At 45.8% G+C, this 11,783-nt stretch carries 11 protein-coding genes; all 11 read left to right on the top strand.

Annotated features, from left to right (window positions below; translation table 11 throughout):
* Positions 1–25: 25 nt before the first annotated feature.
* The 11 genes from B7P33_RS10640 to B7P33_RS10690 all read left to right on the top strand — a co-directional run bounded on the left by B7P33_RS10640 (position 26) and on the right by B7P33_RS10690 (position 11,750).
* Entirely contained in the window at positions 26–3,961 is a 3,936-nt protein-coding gene (locus tag B7P33_RS10640) for a hybrid sensor histidine kinase/response regulator transcription factor (RefSeq protein ID WP_097441943.1), read from the top strand.
* Between the two features lie 152 nt (positions 3,962–4,113).
* Positions 4,114–4,935: a hypothetical protein gene (locus B7P33_RS10645; RefSeq protein ID WP_097441944.1), complete on the top strand. Its 822-nt coding sequence runs from the start codon at positions 4,114–4,116 to the stop codon at positions 4,933–4,935.
* Positions 4,936–5,081: 146 nt separating this feature from the next.
* The gene (locus tag B7P33_RS10650) at positions 5,082–5,957 is read left to right on the top strand and encodes a helix-turn-helix domain-containing protein (protein ID WP_097441945.1); all 876 of its coding nucleotides are present in this window, start codon (positions 5,082–5,084) and stop codon (positions 5,955–5,957) included.
* Between the two features lie 103 nt (positions 5,958–6,060).
* Positions 6,061–6,633 (top strand): hypothetical protein, encoded by a 573-nt coding sequence (locus B7P33_RS10655; RefSeq protein ID WP_097441946.1) that lies wholly within the window; start codon positions 6,061–6,063, stop codon positions 6,631–6,633.
* A gap of 26 nt (positions 6,634–6,659) precedes the next feature.
* Positions 6,660–7,286 (top strand): collagen-like protein, encoded by a 627-nt coding sequence (locus B7P33_RS10660; RefSeq protein WP_097441947.1) that lies wholly within the window; start codon positions 6,660–6,662, stop codon positions 7,284–7,286.
* Positions 7,287–7,343: 57 nt separating this feature from the next.
* Positions 7,344–8,003, top strand: coding sequence for a collagen-like triple helix repeat-containing protein (locus B7P33_RS19380; RefSeq protein ID WP_097441948.1), 660 nt, complete (start codon positions 7,344–7,346; stop codon positions 8,001–8,003).
* Positions 8,004–8,034: 31 nt separating this feature from the next.
* Entirely contained in the window at positions 8,035–8,295 is a 261-nt protein-coding gene (locus B7P33_RS19595; protein WP_097441949.1) for a collagen-like protein, read from the top strand.
* Positions 8,292–9,383 carry a Kelch repeat-containing protein gene (locus tag B7P33_RS10675; protein WP_141402449.1) on the top strand — a complete coding sequence of 364 codons (1,092 nt, stop codon included), beginning with the start codon at positions 8,292–8,294 and terminating at the stop codon, positions 9,381–9,383. The genes B7P33_RS19595 and B7P33_RS10675 overlap by 4 nt, the downstream gene beginning before the upstream one ends.
* A 10-nt stretch (positions 9,384–9,393) precedes the next feature.
* Positions 9,394–10,194: a hypothetical protein gene (locus B7P33_RS10680; RefSeq protein WP_097441951.1), complete on the top strand. Its 801-nt coding sequence runs from the start codon at positions 9,394–9,396 to the stop codon at positions 10,192–10,194.
* A complete protein-coding gene (locus B7P33_RS10685; protein ID WP_097441952.1) occupies positions 10,175–11,041 on the top strand; it encodes a hypothetical protein in 867 nt (288 codons plus the stop codon). Before B7P33_RS10680 ends, B7P33_RS10685 begins: the two co-directional genes overlap by 20 nt.
* Positions 11,010–11,750, top strand: coding sequence for a hypothetical protein (locus B7P33_RS10690; protein WP_141402450.1), 741 nt, complete (start codon positions 11,010–11,012; stop codon positions 11,748–11,750). The genes B7P33_RS10685 and B7P33_RS10690 overlap by 32 nt, the downstream gene beginning before the upstream one ends.
* Positions 11,751–11,783 lie beyond the last annotated feature (33 nt).

An 11,783-nucleotide genomic window follows, 5' to 3' on the forward strand; every position in this document is an offset into this window, starting at 1 on the left:
ATTTTAGTACACAACACTATTCCGCTTGCCAACACTAATTAAAAATACCTGCCAACCTTTTCGCACCCGTATCTTATGGGTACTCCTTGCCATTTTCTCGTATGGACTATGCCTAAGCCAAGACCCCATTTCCTTTAAAAATCTATCGGTTAGGGATGGTTTATCACAAAACAGTGTAGTCGATGTGGTACAGGATAGCTTGGGCTATTTATGGCTGGCTACCCAAGACGGATTGAACCGATACGACGGTCATGAGTTTAAACAATATCCGTTTCAGTATGTAGATGTTACCCGACCCAACTTCAGTGCCTTGGGTAAATTATACCTTGATCGCCAGGGTCATTTATGGACCATACCCCAAGATGGGGGCCTATATAAACTCGAAAAAGGAAAAGAGGAATTCGTAAAAAACCCTGAGGTAAAAGGGGCCTATACGGTGTTTCAAGACACCAATAAGCACGTATGGGTAGGCACGGACCAGGGCCAGGTATTGTTTAAAGCCGAGGGCTCGACTTCATTTATACCCCTACTTTCGAAACCTCATGACCAAGGTGGCGTACGCCAAATCGAAGCATTGGGTAACGACCAAGTTTTGGTACAGCTACTACATGGCCTTTATCAAATAAACGCCCAAGGCCAAGCCCAACCGATCGCCCCCCCGCTTCAGCAAATGGCATTTAGCGCGTTGATTCCGCAGACGGCCCATAGTTTTTGGGTAGCCACCCATGGCCATGGCCTCTGGAAACTGGAATATTCCGAAAAAAAATGGCAGTGGAGCCAGGTAGCCTGGCAAAACCTTCCGCAAGACCTCAATATTTTAGACCTTTACCAAGACCGGCGCAACAGACTTTGGTTGGGCACCTATGGCAATGGCCTATATTTATTTGAACCCCAATTGGAAAAGCTAAGCCACTTTATGCCGAACAAAGGCGAAAAAGGGTCGCTTCATTATAAAGACATCCTATCGATTTACGAAGACTATCTAGGCGTACTTTGGTTCGGTACCGATGGGGCCGGAGTATCATTTTACGATCAAAACCTAGGTAAATTCAAATCCATAACCAACGATCGCTCGCCAAAAGATATCGAGGTCGATGTGGTCAGGGCCATAACCACCGACACTTTGGGGCATATTTGGATCGGTACCTCGGGCAAAGGATTGACCCGATACCATCCGATCCAGAAAAGCTTCCGATCGTTTAGTACCTCCAACTCCGCTTTGGGTTCCGATCGGATCATGAGCCTTTTTTCCGATCCCTCAGATCAAAACCTATGGATAGGCACCCAGGGTGCAGGTTTATACAAAATGGATCCCCAAGGAAAAATCGCCCCCATCGACATCCCTGCGAAAACCATTTGGGCCCTTTATCAAGATCGCGAAAACGGATTATGGGTAGGAAGTCGAAACCAAGGCTTGCTTTTGCTGGACTCAGGAGGTGCCCTGGTCAAACAGTACCAAAAAAACCAAGAATCCCATATATGGCCCGATAACAATATTAGGGCCATTGCAAAAGATGCGGATGGTAACCTGTGGTTGGGCACCGATGCCCAAGGGATTATAAGGTTGAACGATGCCGATGTAGAACATCTGACCACTGAAAACTCTAACTTGACTTCCAATGGCATTAAAACCTTATGGTTCGAAGAAGCTTCCGGTTTGCTCTGGATCGGCACCAATGGTTCTGGTTTGCAAGCCTATGATACTGCTACTAAAACCTTTTATCGGTACACCCAAAAAAATGGCTTGGCCAACGATGTTATCTACGGCATTTTACCCGATAAGGAAGGTTCCCTTTGGTTAAGCTCGAACAAAGGCGTGAGCAAATTCGATACTAGTAAGGGTTTGGCCAAGCCCGCTATCATAAATTATACGAATTACGATGGCTTGGCCACCGAATTCAATACCGGGGCCTATCATCGCAGCGAAAACGGTCAATTGTACTTTGGTGCCCTAGATGGCTGCTACTGGTTCGACCCCTCGGAGGTTAATCCCAATACCGATGCCCCTCTTACCAATATTACAGACTTTGCGATTTGGGACCAAAATCGGCCCATGACCCCCAATGCCCAGTTCCCCCATAACGAAAACACCTTGTCGTTCCGGTTTTCGAGTATGCAATTCTCTTTACCCAGTCGAAATCAATTTCAATATAGGTTGTTGCCCTTTGAACAAAACTGGACCCAGGCCCAAAACCAAACTTTTGCCCGTTACCCTAATTTGCCCCCCAACGCCTATGTTTTTCAAGTAAAATCTACCAATTACGATGGTATCTGGAGCCCCAACATGGCCGAGTACGCTTTTAGTATAGCTCCGCCTTGGTATTGGAACCTCTATAGTAAAAGTACCTACGCCCTGTTCATTCTAATTTTACTCTGGACCTTTTATCGTTATTTGAAATGGCGTTGGCAAATGCGTTTAAACCTCCAATTAAAAGAAAAGGAAACGCAGCGCCTTAAGGATTTGAACACTTTCAAGTCAAAATTGTATGCCAACATTGCCCATGAATTCAAGACCCCTTTGAGTTTGATTGGGGATCCCTTGCGTAACTACTTGAAAGGAAACAAGTCAGAAAACAAGCAACATCTAGAACTAGTCCAAAGAAACGTGGAACGGCTAGATGATCTCGTAGACCAATTACTGCAATTATCGCGATTGGAGGAGGGCCGTTACCAAAAAAAGCCCATTCATAGCGACATTTACCTATATACGCAAAGCCTTTGGGCTTCCTATGCCTATCCGGTGAAGGAAAGGGGGTATACCTTAGAGACCCAGCTACAAGCCATGCCCTGGGTTTGGTACGACGAAGATATGCTGCAAAAGATCTGGAACAATCTGTTAAGCAACGCCCTGAAGTATAGTACGCCTAATGCCACCATACATGTAGGGGCTTTTGTCGAAAATGGCCATTACCGTTTATGGGTTGCCAACCCGGTTACCCATGCCGTTGATCTAGACAAGCTTTTCGATCGCTATTACCAAGCCCGAACCGAGGACGAAGGTATGGGCATAGGTCTGGCCTTGGTACGGGAGCTCTTGGATCTATTCGGGGGTTCGGTACGGGCCAGTCAGCAAAACCACCAATTACGATTCGATATTGACTTACCCGTATCCAAGACCGCCTTTACCCCAAAGGAATTGGATTGGAAAGGGGGAAACCAGGCCAACACCACAAGCACCACCGGTAAGGCCCCGGATAAAGAAGCCCCTTGCCTGCTCATCGTTGAAGACGATTGGGACACCCAACAATATATGGCCCGATTCTTAAGCGAACATTTCCAAGTATTGACGGCCAAACACGGACAAGAAGGTTTCGAAAAAACAGTGGCCAAACTGCCCGATATCATTATTTCGGACGTAATGATGCCCGTAATGGACGGCATTCAATTCTGTAACCTGGTAAAAAACGACCCCAGGACCAGCCATATTCCCGTGGTATTGCTCACGGCATCCCAATCGGTTCAAAATGAACTACAGGCCCTTAAGTACGGCGTGGATGCCTATGTAGCCAAACCCTTTAATTCGGCACTTTTGCTGCAACGTATCCAAAATCTGGTAACGCAAAGGAAGGAACTGGCCAAGTCCTATGCCTCGAATTGGGACTTGGATCCCAAAATAGATCTGACCCCCATAGAATCACAATTTTTGGAAAAGGTACAACGGTTATTACAGGAAGCATTGACCCAACCCGATTTCAATGCCACCACCATGGCCGAAAGATTAGGCGTTAGTAGAATGCAACTACACCGAAAACTACAAGCCTATACCGGCCAAAGTACTTCGGCCTTTATACGTTCGCAACGTTTAAAATTGGCCAAGGATCTTTTGACCAAAGGAGAACTCACCGTAAGTGAGGTGGCCTATGCTTCCGGCTTTAACACCCCTAGTTATTTTATGAAAAGTTTTAAGGCCCAATATGGTATGACGCCTTCAGAATTTGTGACACAGCAAGATTTTCGGTAATCCATTTCTAATCATCTATTTCCATAGTAGCCCATACATGGTGTGAAAACCATTTTTGCTAACATTATCCTATCTTATTTACATTCAATTATATAGGATACCCTTTCCCAATTAACCAATACATTCGATTTGTAATCTATAAATCGAAAACTATGAGAGCGTTTGCCATTTTACTCCTTCTTATTTTGGTTTCATGTGATGCCGAAGTATTCGTACCGGAAGAGGAACAATTAGAGACCACAAGCTTGATCCATTCGGTAGTTTGTGAGGACTTTACCAATGAACCCGACTTATTCGATCATTTTTTCGTGAGTGCCGGAACCCCTAAAAACCACACCAAATACCGAAGTCCTAGACGAATTATCCTACCCATTAACCCTGAAACGGGAAGGCGGTATTTCAAAAGGGATGTGGTAGGTATGGCAACGGATGGCCATCCCGACCTTCACTTTGTTTGGTATAAAAATCGACGATACAGTGCTGGAAAATCGCACGACCTAGATAGCAGTAGAAAACCCGAAGACTTCACCTACATACTTCCTATAGATCCTGAAGGTAATGGGCAGCGCTATACTCCGGAAGACATCGCCGGTATGGCTATAGACGGAACAAGCAATTGGGTATTCACTTGGTATAAAAACGGATTTGTAAGTGCGGGTAGCCCAAGCAATCTGGGAAAACATAGAGAGCCACAACCCGTTACTTTTCCCACAAATCCCCGCACTAACAGCCCATTTAAAGGAACCCAAATAAGGGCAGTAGCCATAGATGGTAGATATAACCGTACCATTATGTATTTTAAGTATAATTACATGAGTGAAGGAATATCACACGAACCAGGAAGATATGCGGATCCTTACTGCGTAGAAAACAGAGCGGCCGGCAACATTGAGCCAAGACACTATATTGGTGCAGGTATCGACTATACCAATAATCACATGTTCTTTTGGTTTCGGGCCAGGAATAGCGATTGATCCTCCTAAAAAATTGATTTACCGTTGAAATGCCCCAAATTCAGGGGCATTTCGCCCTTTGGTTACATTTGAATACCCTTTAGTTACATACTTACAGCGACTGGCCCCGGGCCTAAAATAGCTTTACCCTAAAAAAGGAAAAAGCTATGCAAGCACAACTATACCACCTCGAAGAACTCAAGGCCATCAGTTACTTTTCATCTTCATTATACCTCAAGGAAACCGAGGAAGAAGTACTGTGGGACATCACTAAAAACGTAATCCATCACCTTGGGTTTATAGACTGCGTAATCTACACCCTGGACCACGAACGACATAAACTGATCCAACGTGCGGCCTATGGCACCAAAAACCCCTGCCAAGAACAGATCCATAACCAGATCGAGCTCGAAATGGGCCAAGGTATCGTAGGTAGTGTAGCCCTGGCCAAAAGGGCCGAAATCGTGCACAATACGGCCGACGACCCTAGATATTTGGTAGACGATGCCTGCCGACTTTCTGAAATCAGTGTGCCAATTATAGTAGGTAAAAAACTATATGGGGTTATCGACTCAGAACACCCAGAGGCCCATTTTTTTAACGAAAGACATCTGCACCTGCTTAAAATAGTGGCGGCCCTTTGCGCACAAAAAGTAAAGGAATTGGGAAGCCAAAGACGCAAGATCTTTACCAAATCGAATCCGTATTTCAAAAGGCTCGAGAACATGATGCGGATCAAAAAAATATACCGCGACCCCTGCTTAAGTCTCGGAAACACCGCTGAACGTCTGGGTATCTCGGCATGCTACCTTTCTAGCTTGGTCAATAGCCTACTTCAAAAAAGCTTTAACGACTTTGTAAACGAATACCGTATTGAAGATGTGAAGGAAAACCTAGGCTCAGATTCCTTTTCCCATTATACGGTGGTCTCCGTGGGCCTCGAAGCCGGTTTCAATTCCAAATCGGCCTTTTACGCGGCTTTTAAAAAACATACGGGTATAACCCCGGTGCAGTTTAAAAACAGTTTGCTGGGAATGGCCTGAACATCTAAAAATGCGTCCCGTTTTTTTTCATTTCCAAAAAACGGGATACCCATGGGATAGGGCCAATCTAGTTTAGCGGTATAGAAACCAAAGTATAAAAATCATGACCACCGCTTCGCTCAAATACGGCCTATGGATACTTGGCTGCATGATGCTTTGCCTTTCCTGTTCCAAAACGGAAGAAGAAGCACCCCTAGAAGATGTTTCCTACCTACAATTCGAAACCAAAACAAACACGAATGGTACAAAGGTATTGTACTCGGAATGGGTAGACAGTGAACTGCCGAATTCCAGTGTTTATGGGGCCGCATTTTGTGATCTACCAAAGGTAAAAAAATCCCTATTCGATATAGATCGTGATTTGGTCATGTTTTTTGCCAAACGCAATAGTATTATGCCGCTACCCGTGAGTATCCCCGTTAGTCGGGAACATTATATGGTAGAAATGGCCCCACATCTCTGGTATAATATCTATATCCCAAGAATACGGGTTACCGCAACCGATTGGGAAACAGAGCCCTTAGATGACATTTTCTTTAGTCCGAACAACAATACCAAGTTCAGGATTATGATCATACCCGGTAACACCCCCTTTCCCTCAAAAGGAACACCAAGACCCGACTTTACAAAAATGGACTATGCCGAGATCTGTAACTACTTCGGTATACCACAATAATCGATAATTAACATAAACCAATTGTAATGAAAACGAAACATGTATGTAAGGCCCTATTTTTATCCTTTAGCCTCATTTTTTTGATCAACTGTTCGCCCGAAGATGGTGAAATGGGCCCTCCCGGACCCCAAGGTGAGCAAGGCCCCGTAGGTCCTGCGGGTGTAGATGGCCAAGACGGTGCCGATGGAGCAGACGGGGCTGACGGTACCGATGGCGAGACCGGTACGGCCAATGTAATCTATTCCGACTGGCTCGATTCGCCCATTGTCGACAACGACAACAACATTATGGCGCCCACCGCCAATGGTTCGTACGATGTGCCCTCTTTAGATGCCGCCATAGTAGAAGAAGGTGTCGTTTTGGTATATGGTAGGACCACAACCAACAATTTTGTCTTCGCCCTACCTTTCATAGGAAGTTCGGGGGTTTCTTACTACTTCCGCTACGAAGAAAACGACCTCAACATCAGATTGGCCAAAATCGATGGTTCGAACATCGGTACACCACTGTTCGATCAATACCGCTACATTTTGATTCCTGGTGGCACCCAAGCCAGTAATGGTACTGGCGGAATCACCGGAAAAACGGCCGACCTAGATCTAAATAATATGAGTTACGAAGAAATTCTGGAGCATTTCAATATCCCAGAATAGTGTCTAACCGGTTCCTCGGGATCCCTGTTTTCCCGGGGGACTTTTTTAAAAATTGCCATGAAGTACTTGAGATATTTTCTTTGCTACCTTTTACTACTGGGCTCCTGTAGCCCGGAAGATGGAGCGGCCGGTGCCATAGGCCCCGCCGGACCACAAGGCGAACAGGGTATTCCGGGTGAGACCGGACCCAAAGGCGATACCGGGGATCAAGGCCCGGCCGGTGAAGATGGAGCCGACGGAACCGATGGCGCAAACGGAAACGCCAATGTAATCTATTCAGAATGGATTCCACTGGATCTACCCGACCCCGTTCCCTTTAGAAATATAGCCCGATATCTAGATGCTCCTGGGATAACCTTGGAAATAGCGGAGACTGGAGACATTCGTGTCTTTGGTACAAAATTACCCGTAAAGGAATCCGATATCGCCGTTTTCCCTATCCCCTACACTTTCTATGGTAACCGTTACCAACATTATACCTATTGGATAGAAGACCCGGAAGTAATCAATTTGGAATTGCATAGTATCGACCCTGATCCAGACGCCCCTTTTGGTAAACCGGCCTTCAATGCGATCCGCTATATAATAATTCCTGGTTCAACCAAGATCGACGACAACGAAGGGCCGGGATCGTTCGGAAAACACAAAGAAGCCCCTTGGCAGGATATGGGTTACCACGAGTTATTGGATTATTTCAATATCCCAGAATACCCCTAGGGTTCGAAAAAACATCTAAATCGAATTCAAAATGAAAACATACCCCATTCTTTTATTAAGCCTGTTTCTCCTTTTTTCATGTAGCCCGGAAGACGGAGCGGAAGGTGCCACAGGCCCTGCCGGACCACAAGGCGAACAGGGTATTCCGGGTGAGACCGGTCCCAAAGGCGATACCGGGGAAGCAAACATCATTGCTTCGGATTGGATTACCGCAACTACCGGAAAACCCAGTATAGACTATAGCCAAATGTCTTATGACGAAGTTGTAACCCTCTTAAATCTGGAACCATGAGAACAGTAACTCTTTTTTTGACCCTAGGTCTGGCAATCTGGACGATTTCCTGCGAAAAATCGGAGGTTCAAGCTGTAACCCCACCGGATGCGCTACTAACCGACGGAAAAATCATCGTAAAAAACCCCCAACCCACTACACTGATCCCCAAAGAGATGAGCAAATCCGTTCCCTTTAACGCACGTCATGGGCATGAGGTCTTGGTATTCCATAAAAAACTTTGGGTAATCGCCGGAGATGGTATGGGCGATTTCTATAACGATGTTTGGGCCAGTGAAGATGGCCTACATTGGGAGACCATGGTTGAAACGGCCCCATTCTTGGGCCGACGCCATTTTGGCGCCTCGGTAATGCAGGATCAAATTTGGTTGGTCGGGGGCGAATTAGGCCAGCCCAACAACCTAACGCAGACCAATGAGGTGTGGACCTCAAAAAACGGATCGGAATGGTTTCAGGTCGAACCCAAATCCCCGAATGCCATTTTTTCACCTAGAAGAAGGCATACCCTGACCACCTTTAATGATAAATTGTTCCTAGTTGCCGGGGGCACCCATGGCACCTATGGGCAATCGCGTAACGATGTTTGGAGTACAAAAGATGGAGCGGAATGGAAAATCGCCATTTTTAACGCGCCTTTTGCCCCCAGGGAAGATCATGCCGCCTTGGTGTTCGAAGACCGACTTTGGATTGTTGGTGGTTTTAGCAAGACAACGGGCAATCCGGTTTTCTTAAATGATGTCTGGTTCACCAAAAACGGGGTCGATTGGCATCAGGCTACCGAAAATGCCGCCTTTACCGCCCGAAGGGGACACAGCCTAACTACCGACGGAGACTATATGTACCTCATCGGGGGCGATTCCGAAGACTATGTATACCATAACGATATTTGGCGCAGTGCCAATGGTATCGATTGGGAAATGGTGACTACCGAAGACAGTTCTTTTGGTCCACGATCCGATCATGCCTCGGTCTATTTTAACCAATTACATTGGATCATTAACGGCTATCCGATCTACAGTGCCTTCGAAAACGGCAGCGTTGACCAATGGGGCTTTTACGATGACATTTGGGCTTTTGAAACCAACTAAAATATAGGCTATGAAGATTTTGAAACTCCTTCTATTCGGATGCCTTGTTTTACTAAGTTCCTGTTCCAATGACGACGGAATTGAAACAACACCCATGCCTAAGACGGAAACCATTTCGGTACCTACTTCGGTTTTTATGGAATACCATACGGGCGAAACCGTAGACTATTCAATGCACTATTCGGCCAATAACCAACTCGAACGGATTGAATACAACCGAAACTTCGATGGGCTCGCCAATAAGGCCCTAGTCGATTTTACGTATAACCAGAACGGACAATTGATCGAGGTGATGACTACCAATACCATCATCGATAAACAATTCCAAATCGCATTTCAATACTATGAAGATGGTACCATTGCCTACCTAAACGCCACCATGGATGGCGAAGCCAAAGCCTGGGACCTTTCTTATTCGAAAAATGAAAACCAATATACCTTGGAAGGTGAACTGGCGACCATGCCCATGGTGTGGCAATTTGGCGACAACAATCAATTACAGACCCTAAGTATGGGTGAAACGGTTACCGAAATAACCTATACCAATGCCGAAAAAGGCTGTTTCCATGCAGTTCCTTTACAACCGGCCCACCGCATTTGGCATAGCATCATTTTTACCTATAACCACTTTGAGCTCTTGTATTTCTCACAAAACAGTATTGGATCGATTATTCATGCAGGGGGCCCAACTCCCCTAAGATTTTCCAACCACTTACGGGATATGGCCGGTTATCCTATTTCATTCACCCTTAGCCAGGCACCCCATTTTTCCTCTAAATATACAATTCGGTATGAAAAACGTGAACTTTAACAACCCTAACACTTGGGTGCTAATAAGCTGTTTCTTTTGCTGGCTGTTTATCGGCTGCTCCAAAGATGATGACCATTCGATGGAAGTAAAAGCGATCGCTAAACCTTTTCGGATCATTTCGGACAGGACGGATGGCGATTATTCTTCCTATAGGTTCGTGTACGATGAAAAAGATCGGATCCAATCGATAGCGATGGTCATCGGCAAGCGGATTGCGGATAGTGACTTCGATCAAATCCTCAACGAATCGCAAATAACCTTCGGTTACCATAACGATGGCCAACTGAACACCATTCGTATGGAGCACCCCGAAGATGGGTTACAGGTACGATTCAATTGGAAATACGACACTCAAGGCGAGTTGACAGGTATGGAGGTAAATTGGCCCGACTCTTCACAAGACTATACCCTCGAATACGATCCAAATTCCCGTAGATTGGACTATACGGCGGAATCGATAAGTTCGGCCTTCCCGTTTTGGGTCGACTTCGATACCAGTGGCAAACCCACAGCAGCTGCATTCGCCGGAAGCCAAAGGGTGTATACTTATTCCGATAGACAAGGTGCTTTTAAAGATATTGAGTTACCTAGGGCCCTTACCCTTTTTTCTCTGTATTTAAACATTATCTACGATCATACCATACCGCTTCAATTGGGCCAGCCCATGGTTCTTGACAGTTATGGCCTTGGATCGCAACATTATCGGGCCAGTGGTTTTGAATACGATACCGAAGACCGGATTACCGGCTATTCATTAATCCAAGAACTACCGGAAGGAACACAGAACGATTTTCTTTTCAAAATAGATTATTTAGATGAAACCATTACGAATGAAACCAGGCCCTAAACCCCTAAGTGCCGAATACCTAGCCACCCTAATGTTCTTGGGGTTTCTTGGCGCTTGCAGTTCGAACGACCCCCAGGTTCAAGAAACACCCATACAGTTCCAATACGCTTCCGATAGTATGGTCGTTAGGCTCGCATCTGCCGGTACCATACCAAAACCAGAAATGGAATGGTCGGGCAATACCGGTAGTTTCTCATTGGTCGGCAATTTGGATGGCCTTGAGATCGATTCCGAGACCGGTGCCATTGAATGGACCCGCGACCTACCCATTGGCCATAATACGGTGCTGGTCAATGCCGTAAACGACCAAGGCAATTGGCATACCGGCTTCGTACTGACCAAGAGTGTCGAGAATAGCTTGTGGGCCGTATCCTATGCCGAACACGATAAGCCGGAAACGGAAGCTGCTACCTATTATTTGAGACTTGGGTATGACAACCAGCTGCAAGTATTGCCTTTGGACGACCCGGAAAACCCCATTGGCAAAGGAATTTGGCAACAAGTTGAAGATGCGGTGGTGATGCAGTTTTGCGACGACTGCCCCGAAATAACCCCAAAGGCAGTTTTAGAAAGACCCTCATTCCTTTTGGTGGAAGCCACGGCCAGAAACGACTCCCCATTCTATTTCATGCGTGGAAAACTGTATAACTATTCCACAGCAAACTCAAGTAAGACCTTCAGCAAGAATTGTTACTTAGGGTTTGACTAAGACCCACCCAATAATCCACAGGAATTTTATCCT

The sequence above is a fragment of the Sediminicola luteus genome (assembly GCF_002514735.1).
Taxonomy (GTDB): Bacteria; Bacteroidota; Bacteroidia; order Flavobacteriales; family Flavobacteriaceae; genus HQA918.